Here is a 20,126-nt window from a genome sequence, read left to right as displayed (position 1 = left end):
TTCTACAAGCTCGACATCACTTCTAACATCGGAAGCATAACGGACATATACATAAGCAGAATGACAATTCCGATGAATAAAAATGTAAGCGGCTGTACATATTTTAAAATCCGAAAAATAAATTGTTCCATTCTTTCCATCATAAATAGACTGTAATCATACAGCTCTTGAGAAAGCTCACCGTTCTGCTGGCCATGCACAATAACATGAGCCAAGTCTTTTTCATAATGAGATTTAGCTGAAACGATATGATCTAATCGCATTCCTGAGGAAAGTTGATCTGTAAAAGCAAAAGCTTCCACTTGAAAAAACGGATGATGCTCCTGCTTTTGAAAAAGAGCAAAGCATTCATAAATAGATAAACCACCGTTTAGTAAATTGCTCATATGAACAGAAAAAAAGTACGAGTTAAATAGCCGTGTGAACGTTCGGATAACGGGAACTCTCATAAAAAGCTGCATTTGAACTACGGGAGGCAATTTTTTAATGTAAATCACATAAAACAAATAAAGGATAATTGGCATACTGATGACTGCAGGTAACACAAAAGGAAAGAACGACATCGCCTGCATAAATAAGAGGATAAACGAAGACTGCTTGTTTCCAAAGGATAAGTACAGAGCTTCAAACTGTGGAAGTAGAACCGTACTTAAAACAAATAAAATGGAGAGAATAAACAGAAGCAGCAATACGGGATATTGAACAAGCTTTTGAAATTTTTTACGATGCCTTACTTTTTCTTCAATCATTGAGCTACTTTCTTTTAGTGCAAATTGAAGGTTTCCATGCTGTTCCGCAAAATATAAATAGCTTAAAATATCACGGTGAAACTGAAGTTTAACAAAAGCATCGTGTAAAGATTCTCCTCGTTTTAACTGCTCAAGACATTTTTCAATATCCGTTTTTTCTTTGTTAGATACTTGAAACGTCAAAAATGAAAGAGCTTGAGAAAGAGTGTAGCCTTTTTCTAGGAGCTTAGAGACCTGCTTAAGAATTTTCGCTTGCTGAGCCAGAGACCACCTTTTTTGTCTATTTGTCTTTACCCCCATCCGTCTAGCGAATGCGGATATAAATAGCCTAGCGCGATTCCTTTTAGAATAACATCTCGGAGCGTCTTATAATCATAATCCGCATTTTCTCCTTTCACTTCTCTCATCACTTCGCTAAGCTCCTTGCCATAAAGCAATTCGTATATGCTGGACTGACGATGCTTCCTCATTTTTTTACAAGCAGGGTGGCATTTTCCCGAACACAGCGGACAGCGAATTTCTACAAGACGCTGTGCAGCTACTGCTACAAGAGTCTGCTCCATTTCTTGAAAGCTAACGCCAAACTCAAGCAGCCTGTACAAAGATCCTTTTGTATCTTTAGTATGCATCGTTGTCAAAACCAAGTGTCCGGTAAGCGCTGCTCTCACAGCAATTTTGGCAGTCTCACTATCTCTTATTTCTCCCACCATGATAATGTCTGGGTCATGGCGCAATATAGCTTTTAAACCAGTCGTGTACGTAATCCCTGCGCGTTCATTTACCTGCACTTGAAGCACGGTTTCACTCGGTTTTTCAATAGGATCTTCTAGTGTAATAACATTTCGATTAAAAAGATGCTTTACTTCATGTAAAAGAGTATATAGAGTAGTGGTTTTACCTGATCCTGTAGGTCCAGTAAAAATAATTAATCCATGAGAAAATTTCAAGAGAGAAATAAGCTTTTTAGTATGTTCAGGAAAAAGAGATAAATGTTTGAGAGATGTAGATTGTTGATGAGGTAAAAGTCGAATAACAAGACTTTCATCATAAGAAGTAGGAAGAGTTGATAAACGCAAATTTACTTGATAGGGATCAACAGAAGTGGTCAATGCACCATTTTGAGGCTTTCTGCGCTCGCCAATATCCATTCCGCCTAAAAATTTAAAATGCGAAATGAGCCGTTCAGACATTTCTTTTGAAATGACCCTCTTTAAAATAAGTTCCTGGTCAATTCGCAGCTGAATCACAGCATCTTTCTTTCGGGGCACAATATGCACATCAGAACTTCGGCACTCACATGCATCTCGTATAACGTAAGTAGCAAACTGTTCAATTTCGGTCAAACGATCATCGCTCCTTTATTTGTAATAAAGATGATTGTTAAAACATCTAGAAACAGTAATTTCGACCTTTTTCGAGATTTTCCTCCTTCTTTTTTTATTTTTTATAATTTGTTTAGTACACGTTTCTTTTCTTCACTCCAATCCGTTTACATGATGTACAACTTCTGTACACCTCTAAATGACTACATAAAAAAAAGACAACGTGATGTAAAACTCTACGCTGTCGTTTTATTCGTTATTTACTGAATTGAGCTTCTTCATCATGTATGCTTACACAACTAGAGAGGCAAGACTTGTTTTTTTCTTGACTAAATTTTTAAGAGCAGATTCGTTATAGCCTACTACAAGCTTTTTGCCATCCGTTAAAATGGGGCGGCGAAGTAAACGAGGATGTTCAATTAATAGATTGACTACTTCTGATAACGTCATGCTGTCCACATCAACATTTAACTTTTTATATTCTTGACTTCTTTTAGCAAGAAGTTCATCCATCCCTTCTGTTGTCATAGAAAGAAGTTCAAGCATTTCTTTATGAGTAGGTGTTTCTCTAAATAAATGACGCTCTTTAAAATTTACACCTTCCTTCACTAGCCACTTTTTTGTTTTACGACAAGATGTACAGCTCGGGTACGTATAAAATTTAATTTCTTCCATATGAAACCCTCCCGTTTTTTTAATTGTGGATTGTTTATATACATTGTACACATTTTGTATAACCTTTGTATAGTATTTTGCATACGTATTGTATAACTTTTTTTCTTCTGTCGTATTTCAAGGAAAAGATAGCGTTTTCAGGAAAGAAAGGATGTATTATAATGGAAAAGTATCGATATAGTTTCATAAGTGCTTTCTAGTGCTTACACAGCGATGACATTCATCATGACACTAACTAAGTTTGATAAAGGAGGAAATGGACGTGGAACGAATGTACCGTGTAATGGGGTTCTGGACAGCAATTTTCACTGTAATGTTTTACCTCGGTCACATGCATAAGACTTCTTTACTCTTTTTAGCTCAAACAGGCTTTTTTGTAATTCTTAGTTATTTAAAGCTGTCTGAAAGAATGTACATTTACGTTTTTGGAGCATATTTGACCGTCTTTTTTGTGGGGTTCACGTACTGGTCAACTTTTATGATGACACCAGGACAGTAAAGAGAAAAGCGATGGGCTTCCATCGCTTTTTGTATTCTTAAAAACCATTTAGAAAAGGATTTTGATCCATTTCGTGTCCCACAGTTGTTTCAGGTCCGTGACCGCTTAGTACAAGCGTATCTTCCGGAAGGGACAGCAATTTCGCTTCGATGCTTTCTAACAGCTGAGCTTGATTACCTCCAGGTAAATCTGTGCGCCCAATGCCGCCTGCAAAAAGCGCGTCACCAGATACTACAAAGTTACCCGGTTTGAAATAATATGAAACGCTGCCTGGAGAATGGCCAGGCGTTTCATACACCTCAAATTGGAATGAACCGATTGTTAAATTGCCTTCGGATGAAATAATATCGGTTGCATCTGGAGCTGTAATTTCCCCTAAATCAAAAAATTTCGAACCGTTTAAGTCACTATTATGAAGCCATTCTTTTTCGTCTTTATGTACATAAAGCGGGATAGAGTAGTGATTCATCACCTCATCTACTCCTCCAATGTGATCGAAATGAGCGTGTGTCAGCAAAATAGCTAATGGTTTATACGTTTGTTTTTCGAGAAATTCAACGAGCTGTTTTCCCTGAGCTCCCGGATCAAAAATTAAACATTCTTTTTTTTCGTTCGCAACGACATAACAATTCGTTTGAATAGGTCCTAGCGGTATACGATGGTAGTTCATAATATGTCCTCCTTGTGTAAATTTATTTCTGTTATATGCATTATCATACACACATCATCTTATAAATGAAAGTAAGGACCTTTCTAAGCTAATCAGGCGAAAGAAAGATTGGTTTTCATCTCGACAAACGGTTAGAAAAGTTTTACAATTAAAGGGATAAGCTAATGATAGCGCTTTAATTTTAAGTTACCTAAAGGAGGTTTCTTCGAGTGGGTCTTATGATTATTTTTGCACTAACAACATTGCTAGGCGTATTTGCAGCTATTTCATCTTTGAGAAATAAAAACATATTAGGCATTGGTTTTTCGGTACTAACATTCGGTGTATTCGGATGGTTTACCGTGATGACCATCATACATCACGGCTATCCGGCGGTACATCATTAAAAAAGCCATGCAAAGCATATGCTTTGCGTGGCTTTTTAAATAGACAGATAATCCATTGCCGCAACTAAAATAGCTTTGGTCGGATTATATACGCGCGATATTTGAGATAAAGGCAGCGGATTAACCCCTTTCCCCAGTTCTAAGGTGAAGCCCAGCTTTTTCTTTTCTAAAATAAACCAATCCTTAAATCCCGCGTGACTATCAATCGTTTTGACTGCTTTATAACCGCTTACCCTTTCAAAATGACTGGCTATTTCCTCCGCTTCCTTCGGCTCTTCGTTCATATACCCCCAGTAAAATTCCTCTCCTTGGGTATGTAAAGCAATCACACAATCAAAATCATGACGCTCAACGAGTTTTACCATTGCCTGAGCTTCAGGTTCAGAGAGAGCTTCATAGCCTGGAAAATCTCGATAATGCGGCGCTTTAGGTTCTTTGCGCTTTTTTTCAATTTCCCAATAAGCCGGAAACTGATTGTTTAAGTCTACCCCTCGGATATTTGCTTTCCAGCTTTGAAAATCAGGAAAATCTCTCCCTATTTTAGAAAGAAAAGACGCATAAGGTTCACTTACAGCAGGACCTTTTAAGACCAGATCTACTCCGTCTGGATTAACAATTGGAACCGCAGAAAGCGTAATTTGATTAAAGAGAGTTCTTGCTTCCTGCCCATTCAACGCCTGATCATAATGAAGAGCAGCTAAATAATCTTCCATAAACTGTAGAAGAACATTTGTCGTAATCCATTCATTGGCATGAAAAGATGCATTAATATGAACCTTTCTCTTTCCGTTTCCAATTAAAATATGAGGAATCGGCTTTCCAAGCACACTGCACCCTATCCATTCAAGAGAACCATAGGGATAATACGTCAAAAGTGTTTGGATATCTTGTATTGTTCGCTTGTAATCGTAAGGTTTTTGGATATCTATAATTCGCATAATCTTCACTCCTTTACACTATGTATATGTAAAGATTGAAAAGATGCATGATAAAAAAGCGCTTTGACATTTAGTCAAAGCGCTTTTTTATCTCAGTTAGATTCTTGCTTATTATTCAAAATAAGATTTAACTAACCAAGCTCCTCCAATAATTCCCGCATCGTTTCCTAAAGTAGCAATTGCTAGTTCAGCACCTTGCGCTACGCGAGGAAATGCAAAACGATTGAAATAATCTCTTACCGGTGCAAGTAATACCTCGCCTGCACGAGACACGCCGCCGCCTAGAACGATTTTTTCAGGGTTTAATGCATTAGCAGAGTTTGCTAGTGCTAGACCTAAATGAAAGGCAACTTTATCTACAACGTGCATAGCTAACTCGTCTTTTGAACGAGCAGCATCAAATACATCTTTAGATGTAACTTGTCCATTTTGCTCTAACACTGTGCGAAGCTCACTTGGTTTGTCCGTTTCCGTTAATTCTTCCATCGTTAAACGTACAATCCCAGTTGCTGAAGCAATTGTTTCTAAACAGCCGGTTTTGCCGCAGTTACACGGTGCCCCGCCTTCAGGAATAGATGTGATGTGGCCAATCTCACCAGCGGCTCCATTTACACCTTGTACAATTTCACCGTTGGCAATGACACCGCCGCCAACACCTGTGCCAAGCGTAACGCACAGCAAATCTTTTGCTCCGTCCCCAGCACCTTTCCACATTTCTCCAATCGCTGCAATGTTTGCATCGTTGTCTACTACAACAGGAAGAGAAGTTTCTACTTCCAAGATATCTTTGATAGGAAACTTTTCCCACCCTAAATTGACAGCTACTTCAATCGAACCGTTTGCAAAGTTGACAGGGCCCGGTGCACCAATACCAATTCCTACTAACCTTGACTTTATTTCTCCAAGATCGTTTAACTTTTTATCAATTGCTTTTGCAATATCTGTTGGAATTTTACGGCCTTGCTCGCTCACATCCGTATTGATTTCCCACTTGTGAATGATTTCTCCATAATGATTAATAAAGGCCATTTTTATTGTTGTACCGCCTAAATCAACTCCAACTAACCATTTGTCATCCATGTTCATTCATCCTTTTTCTCTTTTTGTTGTTTTAACTCTCGACGAAGCAAAAGAATTGCCATTTGATAGTCACGTACATCAATCAAATTAGACTGATATAACTCTTTTACTTCCGCTTCCATCAGCTCTAAATCAGCAGTACGATCGCCCACGTATATAAAAATGCCGAAGGACTTTAATAATTGTTGTACATCATATAACGTATTCATTCTGTCACCTTTATCCTATTTTCTAGGTGATATGATTCATTTATTTTGAGATAACTCAACAGTCATTCAGTCATAAACAGCGGCCGTATTTAACGCCCACTGCTAGGTCTACATATTAATATTCTAGTAAACGTTCTCACAATAGTAAAGTATAAAATATTAAATTCGTCATTCAACAGTTTTAATTTCCTATCTCTTGCTTCAGCTTTTCATATTTTTCATTTTGCGGTTCAAGCACAATTGCTTTATCGATATTTTGTGTGGCCGCTGGAATATCATTCAGTTTCATATTCACCAGAGCTAACTCGTAATACGCCTCATGAAAAGTTGAATCATACTTTACAGCCTGATTCAATTGCTGTTTAGCTTCTTTATAATTTTCAAGATAAAATTCTGCGCTAGCACTGACGAAATACACGTTACTATTTCCTGTTCCTTTTTCAACAAAAAGCTTAATGGCATCTTTTGCTTCTTCATACTGCTTCTGCTGAAGATACGTAGCTGCTATGCTGAGTGCATAGGGCTCATCTTGATAAACAGAACGCTCATGATATCCATAAAAAAGCAGACTTCCTACTAATAAAAGCGTGCAAATGAAAGCCGGAATCTGAATATACAGCTTTTTTTGTTTCGGTAAACTGACGATGCTCGCAGCTAAAAATCCGCCAACCAAACCTCCAATATGCCCTGCATTATCGACGTTCGGCGCAACAAATCCAAAAATCAAGTTAATCACAATGATGACAATGAAACTCGATCCCATTGTTCGAAAAAAGAAGCGTGGATTTGTTCTTGCTAAAAACAGTAAAGCTCCAAAGCAACCGAAAATGGCCCCTGAGGCTCCTGCGGAAATGGACGTATTCCATATAAAACTTCCTAGAGATCCTGCAAACCCGGCAAAGATATAAATAAAGACAAAACGCCCGCTGCCATATATCCTCTCTACAAGCGTTCCTAAATAATACAGGGCTACACTATTCATAAGCAAATGCAGAAGTCCTATATGCAAAATTATAGGTGTAAAAAAACGCCACCATTCGCCTTCCATAATTAAGGGGTTGTATTTAGCTCCGTATTGAATCAGAGTGAGCGTATTTTGCGTACTGCTCTTCCACTCCAGAAATAGAAACATTAAGATTTGCATCGCTAAAAATATATATGTAAAAATAGGCTTTCCGTATCCAGCTATTTGCTGTTCCTCGCTTTGTTTTTTCTGCACAAAAAGCACAATTTTATGTTTCCACTGTTCTACTCGCTGAGCTTCTTCTTCGGAAGAGAAATTGTCTGCGCTTTCTAATGTAAGACCCAGCCGGTCGAATAGATGTTCATAAGCTCTTGCTTTCTCTGACGTTAGTTGTTCAACGTAACTATTCACTTTAGAGGGACTTGGGGCACTTTCTAAGGACTGCTCTGTATAAAAAGGATCAAAATCAGCAAAGTAAATTGTGTTAAGAGTAAGCGTTGATTTACCTCTCTGCTTTCGCACATTCTCAGCTCTTTGTAATGCATATAATACATCTTTTTGCTGCTCAACGGCTGATTTAAAATTCCGGCGGACTATGCGGACAATTGACTTATCTTTCCGATGCGAAGATTGAAACCATAGCTCTGAAGCATCAGCTTTCATCGAAATCAGCTCATATGAAGAATGGCCAAGCAACTGCTGTGCCACCTGCAAATAATAAAAATCTTGCCTAGACAAATAGTCACCTCCTCACACTCTCTATATGTAAAGATGGCAGAAAGCCAGGAAAAAAGCAACGATTTTCCCTTTTTCTTTTTCTACAAAAAAACACCTTACAGGTCTGTAAGATGTTTTTTATGTATCTTTCGCTCTTAGCGGAAGACCTGCTTCATTAAACGATCCCGAACAAACGGCAAATTAAAAAATGAACGAACAGCTAGACTGCGGATAAATGAATTTCCAAACAGCGAATTTAAAACACGGTATCTCATTTGATAGCCCAGCGTTCCAACAACTAAAAGCGTAAGTACTAATACAATATGTCTCATTTTCAAGCCTCCTTACGTTTACTTTGCTCCTATGATGAACATTTTATGCTCTTATATAGGTAAAAGCAGGATAAGGATTCCGCCTGTAAAAGCAGCAAGCAAAATAGCGGCAAGATTCACAATATCATTGTTAAAGAAAGTTATTCCTTTTTCTTTTACCGTCGGCTTGCGGCAATGATTTTTCCGTTCTGTTTCAATACCGCAGCTTTGACAGCGAAAGCGAACTTGCACACTTGCTCCAAGAAGAGTGTCTATAGCATTTCCAATAAAACCAAAGCACCCGACTAGCAATATACTACTCAGCGATACGGATGGAAAAGCAAAATAACAAGCGACAGCAATAAGAAAAGCTCCCGCTGCTCCGGCTGCTGTACCTAAAAGTGAAACGGCTCCTGAAGTGCCCGCTTCTACTCTCTTTAACGTCCAAATGTAAAACGGCGGCTTCTTACTAAGAGACCCTATTTCAGATGCCCATGTGTCAGCATTAGCAGCTGAGATACTAATCATAAACATCCACATGTAAACAGGCAAAGCTGTTGCAGCATATAACAAACCGCAAGCAGCAGCTACACCTCCATTAGCAAGGACTTGAATATAATCTCGTCTGTCGTGCTTCTCTAGCTTTTCTTCTAATGCGCGTTTTTTTTCTTTTTTATACTTACTAAACAACGTAGAAGTGCTAAAAAATAAGAGTAAGAGTAAAAAACCTTGAAGCGAAAAACCGATATAAACGCTCGCTCCTACGATGAAAGACATGCAGGCTCCCGATACTGTCAGTGCTTTTGCTATGTAGCCTGCTCCTGCCATGAGTAATATTACAATTATCATGACAGCATCAAACGGATTCACAGCAAATAAGCTCCTTCTCTGTCAAAATATATTCAACGGGAATATCATGAGATTCATATGGAACCTCTGAAACGACTTGACAATCAAACGCAAGGCTTAGCTTCTGTCCGGTATAATCTGTTAAATAACGATCGTAATAACCGCCTCCATAGCCGATACGATATCCATTCTTGCTATATACCACGCCAGGCACAAGAAGTAAATCGATTGAAGATTTTGAAACGGGAACAGTTTCTTCAACAATTGGTTCGGCTAACCCGTAGTACACTGTTTCAAGCTGTGAAAAATTCGTAATCTCGTAGAAAACCATTTGAGATGTTGTGGGGTTGCATTTTGGAACAGCTACTTTTTTTCCATCTTTCCAAGCACGTTCAATGATGGCTTTCGTATTAACTTCTTTATTTCTTGAAACCGTAGCTGCAATGACTCTAGCTTCTTTCCATAAACAAGTTTCATACAGTGCATTTGCTATGCTTGTTGAATGTGCCTCGTGCTGCTCTTCAGAAATTAAATTAAGAACGCGCTTCATCTCTTTGCGCAGATGAGATTTCATTTTAATTCCCCCTATAAAAAAAACAGCAGGATTGTACTCCTACTGCTTACTTTGTTTCACGATGAAGTGTAACTTTTTTAAGTCTTGGGCTGTATTTTTTTAACTCAAGACGATCTGGGTTATTACGCTTGTTTTTAGTTGTAATGTAATTACGGTCACCAGTTTCGGTGCAAGCTAATGTAACGTTTACGCGCATCTATTTTCCCTCCAAACATTATAAACATAAATCAGACTTTAATATAATATCATTTTTCGAAAGGAAATGCCAGTCTGTTTTTTTGAAGAAATTCATTTAATTTCATTTCTTCACTTTTTCTTTCCTCTTAGAGTCCTGAGCTCCTTCTCTGCTACGCCTTATATATAGGTGAAGTTTCCTAAAATAAACGGAACTCTTTTTATGAGAGGCGTACTTCCTTTCTTTTAAATAAAATCCATTATTTACACTCTTTGATACTCTTGTATTTTTTCCACAAAATATGCCGACAGCTTCTTCGCAGTCTGAGTGTTTAGCGCCTCTGAATAAATATTTAATACAGGCAAGTGACCATCGGGCAAAATCAGCGTCCATTCATGGGGATCGTGGTAAATTTTTAAGCCATCAATGACATACACTTGTTTACCGATTGCTTCTTCTAACAGCTTCTTCATCACTTGTTCTTGAATTTCTAGCGGACATGAAATATAGCGCCAGTTCATATAAGCGTGCGGAACATATTGAATGATTTCAGTAATTTTCCGCTGCTGCACCATAATTAATTCACTCAGCTGACATAAAGCGTACATGGCATCTAACTGAAATTGAACGGGCCCCAAAAGACTAAGCAAATCACGTTTTTTTGCTTTTGTCCTCATAAATGATTGATTGAGAGATTGAGCAAATGTTTCTAGTGTGGATGAATAGTGAATAGGAATAGGAACGAATGCTACTTTTTTTGTCATGTATACGCTATAAATATAAAGCGACATAATTTCTGAATCATTTACGCTGCAGCCTTTTTCATCATATAGCGCAAATGTTTCTCCATCTTCTTTAATCTGAATACAAAAAGACAGCTTATTTTTTTTAATCGTTCGTTTGATTTCTTCTGTTTTCTCCCATTTGTTTAAAAACAACACACGGACACGAAGACGCTTACATAATAATTCGACAACTTCCTGTATAAACGGCGAACAAATCACGCCAATCCGCATACTGTCTTCTAATAAAACATGCTGATTAATTGATTTTACTAAAGCATCACAATATTCTTCCCTGATATTTCCTATGCTTGTTTTTTTAAGTGGAACAGAAGTCGTTATGTTTGCTTTTTTAGCTTGAAGGTACATCCGCTCAATCTTTTTTTCAATAAGCTGATTAACTAACTGCCCTTTCTTGTCATATATTTCTAAAAACAGGCCGCTGTTTTTGATATCCACACCAATATAAATACCAATGCTCGCTTGTGAAGTCATCATGTAATATCGAAATACCGGAAGAGCTTCTTTTTTAATATCATACACAGATGAATGATTACTCCGTAAAAAAGAAAAGCATTCTTTGCGAAGTTGAATGGCTTCTCCTTCATCATCGCTTGCTAGACAGAACGACCCTTGATGTTTGCATACAAGTAATAACGCATTATATAGCCTTTCTCGATCAACAGATGAATGGACATACAGGCGACCGTTTTTGAAGATAGAAACATCTGGTTTTACAGAAAGTTGAGGTAGCACTTGATTTTCAGCTACTGTATCTTGGACATACGTAGTCATTGCTTGAACATTTACATAGGGACCTATCGTAGCGTTGTATAAAAACGATTCTGCCCCCACCGTTACGTTTTGAAGCAAAATCGTTTTATCGATTGCAGCATGTGCTTCTATGATACTATTGGTGCCGATAATCGTGTAAGGACCAATTGAAGCACCTTTTCTAATCACCACATTTTCTCCTACATAAACCGGATCGTAAACAGTCACCCCTTCTTCTATAAGCGCGTCATCTGAGACAATACTTTCCTGTCTATTGCCAAACCACTTGCTCCACAAATCATAGTGTGCTTGACGATAATGGTGGATTTGCCCAATATCAATCCAATAATCCTCCGTTACAAAACTGCACACAGTATGATTATATTCCAAAAGAAGCGGGATAATGTCAAAGCTAAAATCCGTAGGACCATAAGAATTCACGTAATCAAGAACGGATTTTTTGATCACATACACTCCCGTATTAATCAATCGGCTATTTGCCTGTTCGTAGGTCGGTTTCTCTACAAATCCCGTGACTCGACTCCCTTCATCTATCGTCACCACTCCATAACCCCGCACGTCGTTTACTTCTTTTGTAACAATGGTCATTTCGCTTTTTTGTTCATAATGAAAATGAATAACGTCTTGAAGATTAATTTCTGTTAAGGCATCTCCACTAATAATAATACAGTCTTCCTCAATAAAGGCCTCTGCTCGCTTAATTCCGCCCGCTGTTCCAAGAGGCTCTTTTTCGATAAAATAAGTAAGCGTCACTCCCCACTGAGAGCCATCTCCAAAGTATTCAATAATTTGTTCATGCCTATACTGCAGCGTAATCCCAATCTCTGTAATTCCATGTTTCTTAAGCAATTCAATGCTATATTCCATCACAGGTTTATCGTAAAGCGGCAGCATAGGCTTTGGAATCGTATAGGTCAAGGGCTGCAGTCTTGTTCCTTTACCGCCAGCAAGTATAATGGCTTTCAATTTTTTGCCTCCCTCCTTTTTTTATCCTGGCAAATGTGATGTTGAAACAGCTTACTTGTGTCGATAGCTATTTTTTCCCAGCTAAACATAGTTGTTGCTTTTCTATACCCATTTTCGCTGATTTTCGCAGCTGTTTTTTCATTTTTTAACAAAAATTCAATACAGTTGATTAATTCGAACGTATCTCCTCGAGCAAACGTCAGGCCCGTGTCGAAGTGTGAAACAATATCGCTTAGACCTCCTGTATCGGCAACGATGGTTGGCTTCTTGGCTACCATCCCCTCTAAAGCCACAATTCCAAAAGGTTCATATAGACTTGGAAAAACAACCATTTTGCAAGCTTGAAGAAGCTGATTTCGTTCGTTATCGGTAATGTATCCAATAAAATACACGTATTTGTCTAATTCCTTTTCACTTACCTGCGTTCGAAACTCATGAAGTAAAGGCCCTTTTCCCGCCACAACGAATTGAACATCTATTTGTTTTTTCTTAAATAGTTCCGCTGCTTCAATAAATAGCTGAAATCCTTTTTCATATACAATTCGTCCAATTGAAAAAATAATAGGGGCCTTTCTAAAATTATATTTCTTTTGTAAACTTTCTTTTAACCGCTCATTTACTGCGTCGACTACCAGCTGCTTGTCAATTCCATTTGGAAATATAGCAATTTTATCTTGTTCTACGTGAAATAAAGTGATTAATTCTTTCTTCATATAGTCGCTGCAGACAATGATTGAGCTTGATTGTCGAATCAGCTCTTCTTCTTGCAGGTGAATTTTCTGCTGCATGTCATTATGAATACCATTATTGCGCCCATGTTCTGTGGCATGAATGGTCGTAATTAGCGGTCTATCCGTTTTATCTGCTAAACATTTTGCTGCGGATGCAACAAGCCAGTCGTGAGCATGAATAACGTCAAAAGACAGCTTGTAGCCTAATTGCAGTCCTCTAAGAGCCATAGCCACGTTCAAACTGTTTACCCATGTCAAAAAATCCGGATGATGAGGCTGCAGACTTTTAACTCGGTAAACGTGAACACCGTATAAACGCTCATATTCCGGCAGCCCCTCTACATACGTCGTTAATACGCTAACGTGATGGCCCGCCTTTGCTAACGCTCTGGATAAATCAAATACATGTCGTGCAAGTCCTCCGATAACTAGCGGAGGGAATTCCCATGCAAGCATTAAAATGGAGAGACCGCCTTTATATTGATTTACTGATAAAGCCGCCGGTTCTATCTCTTTTGCAGGGTATAAAAAAGAACTTCCTGAAAGAAAACTGTCTTCACTATCCATCCTTGGATTCTCTTCGTGACAAAGAAAATCAAACAGTTTTACTTGCCTTTCGTATTCATCTCTGACCTTTTTAAAATTATAAAGCCAGTCGCTGCTACTCAAAAGGAGCCACTGTCGGTAGATAGCATTCACCACGCTAGGATGTTTAAAATCGATAACATCTAGCATCGCCTCTGTCTTCTGTACGGTTGAAATAAACAATTGATTGTTCTCACTGACAAATTCGGCGCTTTTTGTTGCACCGTAGAGTGCAAGAGTTTCGTTTTGATGAAACTGTATATTCCTCGCGTAATCTAAAGGATATTGAAATGTCCCGCTTGCTGCTTGCATTCGCTGAAAGCCAAGCGTGTCCTTCGCTTTCAAATCCAAAACAGCGCTCGCTTTATTCATTGTTCCTTCCTCAACTTGTTTTCCTTGCTTAGGATATGGAAACAAGATAATGCCAGCAGGCGACTTTTTTAGTTCATCTGTTGATGACTTCACAAAGGTATAGCGCATTTCATGAGATTTCAGGAGCATATCTACTTGGTGAGTATACTCTCCTTGCTGTATAAAAAAACCGACGGGCTTTTTTTCAAAAAACTGTTGAAAAACACGTATTGCTTCTGTAATTTGGAGATTTAATGTTTGTTCCGTTTTAAGGATGGAAACGAACGCGTTCGTTACGGTAGTAGGAATACATTCCATCATGTCATGTTGAAAGAAATATTTGCAGGCTGAGAACAAGCTCCCGTCCCACTTTTTTAAAAAGGTGAGTGCTTTCTGATGCTGCCGGCTTGAAAACTGGTGTAAATACTGAGTGTAACGAGCATTAAACTCCTTGTCGTTTAATACGTTCAAAAATACACAAGACATCACAGCTGTTGCACCTATCAATTTCTTAGACTCAATTTGATCTAAAAAAGGGATGAATTCGTTCGTTACTTGTTCAAACAGCGGATACTCATTCTCTGCTTGAAGTACATGCAGCAACGGATAATGCATATAAGTTAAAAGAATACAGTCATCACTATTCATATTGCTTCTTCACCTGCTCCAAGTCATTTGAATATAAGGAATATGTACTAAATTCATTTTGAACACCCTGGTGAACTTTTACAGGTTCGTACATCCAGCCTAACGAAGTTACATTCACTTGTTCATGTTGTTCTTTCATCAAATAAACCGGATTCGAACGAAGAAGGGAGAAAAAACTTCCTTCTTTATCTTGAATACCAATATCCATTACATACGTGCGCTCACTTTCCAAGCTATTCATAAACATGAAGTCTTGATGAGCCGTAAGACTCTTCATATAATAGCGGTTTGATTCATGACCGTTAAAATGAAGACCTGTTATATCGTACGTACACATAGCTAGATTCAATTCTTTCCACCGTGTCGAAAACATACTTTCTACCATCTCTCGAATATGCTCTGAGAACGACCAGTGAACATAAATACGAGATGAGTCAAGCTGAGTAGCTATACACACATTTAAGTTTTGAATAAGATTAGGAGCCACTGTTTTATCACTTCGTTTCTTAGATTGTTTTTTCTACATATGAGTGCCGTATAAACTTATTAACATCTTACCATTCAGAAAAAGTTGCCACAATAAACGCAATTTGTCGATTTGTGTTAAAAATTCAGATGAACATAGTGATTGTAATTTACTAACAAAAAAACCTCTTCGCTTATTAGAAGAGGTTTTTCTACTATTCGTTTAAATCATAGCGTTTGCCTTTCACAAGGTAAAATACGCTTTCTGCTACGTTAGTGGTATGATCAGCCATACGCTCTAAATAGCGGGCTACAAATAAAAGCTGCGTAATTTGGTTCATGGCCTCCTGCTTTTCTTTAGCAAGACTTAAAAGTTCTTTGATCGTTATTCCATAAAGCTCATCCACTTGATCGTCCATTTCCGCTACTTTTTTAGCCAACACAAGATCTTCCTCGTGATAAGCTTTTAACGAGAGACTCAGCATTTCAATCGAAATATCGTGCATTTTCTTTACATGTTCTAACGGCTTAATTAATTCTTCGTTTCCAATTCGTATAGCTGATTTTGCTACGTTAACCGCAAAATCTGCCATACGCTCAACGTCCGAAGCAATTTTAATTGCCACAATGATACGTCTTAAATCAATAGCCACCGGCTGCTGCTTTGCAATAAGCAAGATAGCTAGGTCATTTATTTCTTCTTCTAAGTCATCCACGTATGAATCGCCGTCGATAATTTCTAGCGCCAGCTCAACGTTGCTTGTTTGCAACGCTTCAATTGATTTTGATAGCGCCTCATGCGTTAAGCGCCCTATTTCTAATAATTTTTCACGTAATATCTTTAAATCACCATGAAACTTCTCGCGTACAACCATTCATCCCATCTCCTTGTATGTCTTAACCGAAACGACCTGTAATATAATCTTCTGTGCGTTTATCAGATGGCATTGAGAAGATTTTATCTGTTTCTGCGTACTCTACCACTTCTCCATTTAAGAAAAATGCTGTTTTATCTGAAATACGTGCCGCTTGCTGCATATTGTGGGTAACAATAATAATACTGAAGTCTTTCTTTAATTCTTGTACTAACTCTTCTACTTTTAATGTTGAAATTGGATCGAGTGCAGAAGTAGGCTCATCCATTAAAATAACGTCTGGTTCAATAGCCAAGCAGCGCGCAATACAGATACGCTGCTGTTGTCCACCTGACAACCCATTCGCATTTTGATTCAAACGATCTTTAACTTCGTCCCAAATAGCTGCTCCTCGTAAACTTTTTTCAACAATTTCATCTAGTTTTTTCTTGTTGCGAACGCCATGAATTCTTGGACCGTACGCAATATTATCATAAATAGATTTCGGGAACGGATTTGGCTTTTGGAAAACCATTCCTACTTGCGTGCGCAGCTCTTCCACATGGTACGATTTATCAAAAATATTTTTCCCTCTATACTCAATTTCACCTGATGTACGGACAATTGGGGTCATTTCTACCATACGATTTAACGTTTTGATATATGTTGATTTTCCGCACCCTGATGGGCCGATGATCGCGGTAACTTCGTTAGCATGAATGTCTAAATCAATATTTTTTAAGGCATGTGTGTTGCCGTACCATAAATTCAAACCTTTTGTTTTATATACAATTTCTTTTGTCTGCGGAGTATTTACTTTTTCTTTGTTAGTTAATTCCATTGTTATTGCCATTGGATAATCCTCCTTCATCGTCTTTAACCGTTTTGAGCACAATAAAAGTCTCTCTATGTCTATTTAATATCTATTGTTTACTATCAGTGTAAATAAATATGAGAAGCCGAAATGCTTCCCCTTATTTTGATCATTTCTATTAATCCTTACACTTACAGAATAATAGCCGACTATTAATTATGTTTTAACTCAATGTAAAGCTTTTGTAAACGAAGGTCTATCTGCGTGTTTTTTAGGCAAAAAACTAGTTCTTACGACCCTCAAATTCAATAAAAAACCATATATGTAAAGATTTTTACCAAAAAATAAGAGGTTGAGACATAACTAAATTAATTCAATCTAAAGATAGGTAAATTGGATAAATAAGCTAGTATGAATCACTTCCGACACCGCTGTTGATTTCCGTTCAAGGCTTCGCTTTCCGCGAGTTGCCGATGAACCTCCTCATGCTTCCACTCCTGCAGGGTCTCACTTCTTCCGTTTTCCCTGCAGGAGTCTTCGCATTCCCCTCCAATCAACCGCTTTAAGCACCTACATACATGAAATCTACGTTCTCCCTATCAATAAAAAAATCCGAACGAAGCTGATTCTTAATCAACGTCGTTCGGATCTTATTTCCACTAATATGCTTTTTCCCAGCTTCTTTAATTGGCGTCGTTTGCAATGACAGCCTGTTGATTCTCTTCTTGATCTTTTACTTCTTGTTCACCTTTTTTCTTTAAATCAAAATACGTATCAAGCGCAGAACGAGCAAGCTCTTTTGTAATGGTATTTGGTGCACTTGGCACAAATGCCGATGGTACCACGACAGCTACTGCAATTTCAGGATCATTTGCCGGAGCAAAGGCCACAAAGTTTGAATTATTAACTTTAATCGGATCCCCTCCGCTTGGATTTTTCTCATAAGCTTGTGCCGTTCCTGATTTACCAGCAGGATTATAGTTCGCTGTATGGAAAGCTGCGTACCCTGTACCGCCTTGTTCCTGCGTAACGCGCTTAAAGCCATTTTGAACATCTTTAATGTATTCTTCTTTCATCGTGATACGATTTAACACATCAGGTTCAAATGAATGCTGCGTACCGCCAATTTCATCGGTCTTTATCGTTGGTTTTCGGATTTCTTTTACTAACTGCGGCTTGATGCGATACCCTCCATTAGCTATTGCAGAAGTATATTGAACAAGCTGCAGCGGCGTGTACGTATCATACTGGCCAATCCCTAAATCAAGCGCTGTACCTGGAACATTGCTTCCGCCTTGTACACCTGTCGATTCGTTATCAAGGTTTATGCCTGTTGATACACCTAAGCCGAACTGACTGTAGTACGAACGCAGTTCGCTGAACGTGTCAGGTTTAATCGGTAAAGTCATGTTCTTGTGATACTGTAATCCAGCCATCGCCATTACCGTTTTAAACATAAATACGTTGGATGAATATTTTAACGCAGAGGAATACGTTAAGGGTCCTAACCCCTCAGCCTCAGCTGATTTCTTAATTGGTGTTCCTTTAATTTTCAACGGTTCATCAACGAACACTGTGTTTGGCTTAATAGCTCCTGAATCTAAGCCAGCTAGAACCGTTGCTCCTTTTACAACAGAGCCCATTGTATAAGATGTTGAAATATTCCCTAATGCGAAATCTTCTATTTTAGGTACTCCAGTCTTCTTATCGATAGTGTATTTTTTACCAGCCATTGTTAAGATTTCTCCTGTGTGAGGATCCATCATAATTACAAAAGCACGGTCTAAAAACTGAGTTCCTTTCATTTTCTTTTTGGCTAAAAGCTGGTCTGTAATTTGTTTTTCTACTGCTTTTTGAAGCTCCATATCAATAGTTAAAACTAAATCACTGCCGCGTTCGCCTTTAGACACTTGAATTGTATCAAGGAGATTTCCTTTGTCACCTGTTACATACTGGACTTTTTCTTTTTGACCGCTGAGCTGAGCTTCGTATTGCTTCTCTAAATAGCTCGTCCCAACTTGGTCATTTCGACTATAGCCTCTTGATAAGTAATACTGTACTTTATCTTTAGGCAGACCCTCGTTGGCAGAGGATACATTTCCAAGCAAAGTACGGAGAGTGCTGTTTTCTGGGTATGAGCGATCCCAATAAGTTGTTGTATCAACACCTGGAAGTTCATCCAAATGCTCACTTACAACGGCATACTCTTCATTTGTCACACCGCTTTTAACAATCTGCGGGGTGTTAGCATAACCTGCCTCCATTTGGCGTTTAATAGCTAGAACTTCTAAATCACTCTTTAAACTTTCTAAATCTTTTTTAGAAATGCGGTCTAACTGACGTTGATACAGTTCGTCATCAGTCATTTCACCATCTTGAACTTTTTTGCGATCAGCTTTCGTAATTTTCTGCTCCGCTTCTTTAGGGTGAAGCATAATCCAATAATCCTTCATGTCGCGTTCTGTAATTTTTACCACGTTTTTAGCATCTTTATTCTTTCTATTTTCTGGAATATCAATCACATTTGTGGTGTAAGGAACATCGATCATAGTGGCTAACTTTTTAGCGATGCGCAGCCTTTCTTCAGCTGTATTTCCTTGAAAACGAGTATATGTAATCGTATTTAAAGAGGTATTATCTACAATTACGCGGTTATACCGATCGTACATTTTCCCTCGAGGAACAGGCGTACTGACTGTAACGTCCTGTGTTTTTTCGACTTCTCGTTCGTAATTCTCACCGTACACAATTTGAACAAGTCCCAACCGCAAAATTAATACGGAAAATAGGGCAAATACGGTCAAGAAAAGTAAGTTCACACGAAAAGGCACGTGACTTTTTCTTCTTTTTTTCTTTTTCATACCAACACCTACACTTTATAAAACATATATACCATAACACCATAAAATCAGACATTTAGCAAATAAATAGACACCTGGCAGGTGCCTATTTACACGACGTATTTATTCTAAAAGAAAAGCGAGACATTTTCCATAGTACAAATGAAGGAGCTGACC

General features: G+C 38.2%; 20 protein-coding genes. 2 read left to right on the top strand and 18 right to left on the bottom strand.

The window, feature by feature from the left end; all coding sequences use genetic code 11:
- Positions 1 to 2 precede the first annotated feature (2 nt).
- The 3 genes from comGB to SB717_RS07965 form a co-directional block, all read right to left on the bottom strand.
- Positions 3 to 1,049, bottom strand: coding sequence for a competence type IV pilus assembly protein ComGB (gene comGB, locus SB717_RS07975; protein ID WP_047749841.1), 1,047 nt, complete (start codon positions 1,047 to 1,049; stop codon positions 3 to 5).
- Positions 1,040 to 2,092 (bottom strand): competence type IV pilus ATPase ComGA, encoded by a 1,053-nt coding sequence (comGA, locus tag SB717_RS07970; RefSeq protein ID WP_410903547.1) that lies wholly within the window; start codon positions 2,090 to 2,092, stop codon positions 1,040 to 1,042. The genes comGB and comGA overlap by 10 nt, the downstream gene beginning before the upstream one ends.
- Before the next feature lie 270 nt (positions 2,093 to 2,362).
- Positions 2,363 to 2,746 (bottom strand): Spx/MgsR family RNA polymerase-binding regulatory protein, encoded by a 384-nt coding sequence (locus SB717_RS07965; protein WP_410903546.1) that lies wholly within the window; start codon positions 2,744 to 2,746, stop codon positions 2,363 to 2,365.
- A gap of 262 nt (positions 2,747 to 3,008) precedes the next feature.
- Here SB717_RS07965 and SB717_RS07960 point away from each other — a divergent pair, with 262 nt between their 5' ends.
- Positions 3,009 to 3,245, top strand: coding sequence for a DUF2626 domain-containing protein (locus tag SB717_RS07960; protein WP_013059179.1), 237 nt, complete (start codon positions 3,009 to 3,011; stop codon positions 3,243 to 3,245).
- A gap of 37 nt (positions 3,246 to 3,282) precedes the next feature.
- Here the strand turns inward: SB717_RS07960 and SB717_RS07955 are convergent, their stop codons facing one another.
- On the bottom strand, positions 3,283 to 3,915 hold the full coding sequence (locus SB717_RS07955) for an MBL fold metallo-hydrolase (protein WP_074677498.1): 633 nt from the start codon (positions 3,913 to 3,915) through the stop codon (positions 3,283 to 3,285).
- Positions 3,916 to 4,124: 209 nt separating this feature from the next.
- Between SB717_RS07955 and SB717_RS07950 the strand changes: the two genes are divergently transcribed.
- The gene (locus SB717_RS07950) at positions 4,125 to 4,301 is read left to right on the top strand and encodes a DUF2759 domain-containing protein (RefSeq protein WP_028411614.1); all 177 of its coding nucleotides are present in this window, start codon (positions 4,125 to 4,127) and stop codon (positions 4,299 to 4,301) included.
- Positions 4,302 to 4,336: 35 nt separating this feature from the next.
- Here the strand turns inward: SB717_RS07950 and SB717_RS07945 are convergent, their stop codons facing one another.
- From SB717_RS07945 to SB717_RS07880, 14 genes are all read right to left on the bottom strand, one after another.
- Positions 4,337 to 5,239, bottom strand: coding sequence for a M14 family metallopeptidase (locus SB717_RS07945; RefSeq protein ID WP_074677500.1), 903 nt, complete (start codon positions 5,237 to 5,239; stop codon positions 4,337 to 4,339).
- 111 nt (positions 5,240 to 5,350) lie between these two features.
- Positions 5,351 to 6,319, bottom strand: a complete 969-nt coding sequence (locus tag SB717_RS07940; protein ID WP_074677502.1) for an ROK family glucokinase — start codon at positions 6,317 to 6,319, stop codon at positions 5,351 to 5,353.
- Between the two features lie 2 nt (positions 6,320 to 6,321).
- Entirely contained in the window at positions 6,322 to 6,528 is a 207-nt protein-coding gene (locus SB717_RS07935; RefSeq protein ID WP_028411617.1) for a YqgQ family protein, read from the bottom strand.
- 181 nt (positions 6,529 to 6,709) lie between these two features.
- A complete protein-coding gene (locus SB717_RS07930) occupies positions 6,710 to 8,230 on the bottom strand; it encodes a rhomboid family intramembrane serine protease (protein ID WP_410903545.1) in 1,521 nt (506 codons plus the stop codon).
- Positions 8,231 to 8,364: 134 nt separating this feature from the next.
- The gene (locus tag SB717_RS07925; protein WP_013059186.1) at positions 8,365 to 8,541 is read right to left on the bottom strand and encodes a hypothetical protein; all 177 of its coding nucleotides are present in this window, start codon (positions 8,539 to 8,541) and stop codon (positions 8,365 to 8,367) included.
- A 51-nt stretch (positions 8,542 to 8,592) separates the two neighbouring features.
- Positions 8,593 to 9,390, bottom strand: a complete 798-nt coding sequence (locus SB717_RS07920) for a DUF92 domain-containing protein (protein WP_098622844.1) — start codon at positions 9,388 to 9,390, stop codon at positions 8,593 to 8,595.
- Positions 9,377 to 9,943 (bottom strand): 5-formyltetrahydrofolate cyclo-ligase, encoded by a 567-nt coding sequence (locus SB717_RS07915; protein ID WP_028411620.1) that lies wholly within the window; start codon positions 9,941 to 9,943, stop codon positions 9,377 to 9,379. Before SB717_RS07915 ends, SB717_RS07920 begins: the two co-directional genes overlap by 14 nt.
- A 46-nt stretch (positions 9,944 to 9,989) precedes the next feature.
- Entirely contained in the window at positions 9,990 to 10,139 is a 150-nt protein-coding gene (gene rpmG, locus SB717_RS07910; protein WP_013059189.1) for a 50S ribosomal protein L33, read from the bottom strand.
- Between the two features lie 242 nt (positions 10,140 to 10,381).
- Positions 10,382 to 12,661, bottom strand: a complete 2,280-nt coding sequence (locus SB717_RS07905) for a sugar phosphate nucleotidyltransferase (protein WP_410903544.1) — start codon at positions 12,659 to 12,661, stop codon at positions 10,382 to 10,384.
- Positions 12,658 to 14,976 carry a glycosyltransferase gene (locus tag SB717_RS07900; RefSeq protein WP_410903543.1) on the bottom strand — a complete coding sequence of 773 codons (2,319 nt, stop codon included), beginning with the start codon at positions 14,974 to 14,976 and terminating at the stop codon, positions 12,658 to 12,660. Before SB717_RS07900 ends, SB717_RS07905 begins: the two co-directional genes overlap by 4 nt.
- Positions 14,969 to 15,463, bottom strand: coding sequence for a DUF4912 domain-containing protein (locus SB717_RS07895; protein WP_074677512.1), 495 nt, complete (start codon positions 15,461 to 15,463; stop codon positions 14,969 to 14,971). Before SB717_RS07895 ends, SB717_RS07900 begins: the two co-directional genes overlap by 8 nt.
- 193 nt (positions 15,464 to 15,656) lie before the next feature.
- On the bottom strand, positions 15,657 to 16,316 hold the full coding sequence (gene phoU / locus SB717_RS07890; protein ID WP_013059193.1) for a phosphate signaling complex protein PhoU: 660 nt from the start codon (positions 16,314 to 16,316) through the stop codon (positions 15,657 to 15,659).
- A 22-nt stretch (positions 16,317 to 16,338) separates the two neighbouring features.
- Positions 16,339 to 17,136 (bottom strand): phosphate ABC transporter ATP-binding protein PstB, encoded by a 798-nt coding sequence (pstB, locus tag SB717_RS07885; protein WP_370506071.1) that lies wholly within the window; start codon positions 17,134 to 17,136, stop codon positions 16,339 to 16,341.
- A 656-nt stretch (positions 17,137 to 17,792) separates the two neighbouring features.
- Complete coding sequence (locus SB717_RS07880) at positions 17,793 to 19,970, bottom strand: peptidoglycan D,D-transpeptidase FtsI family protein (RefSeq protein ID WP_074677514.1); 2,178 nt, start codon at positions 19,968 to 19,970, stop codon at positions 17,793 to 17,795.
- Between the last annotated feature and the right edge of the window lie 156 nt (positions 19,971 to 20,126).

Origin of the sequence: Priestia sp. SIMBA_032 (assembly GCF_046535215.1) — a bacterium.
In the GTDB taxonomy this organism is placed as follows: domain Bacteria; phylum Bacillota; class Bacilli; order Bacillales; family Bacillaceae_H; genus Priestia; species Priestia aryabhattai.
Note: the sequence above shows the minus strand (reverse complement) of the source record. Positions and strands in the feature narration are given on the sequence as shown.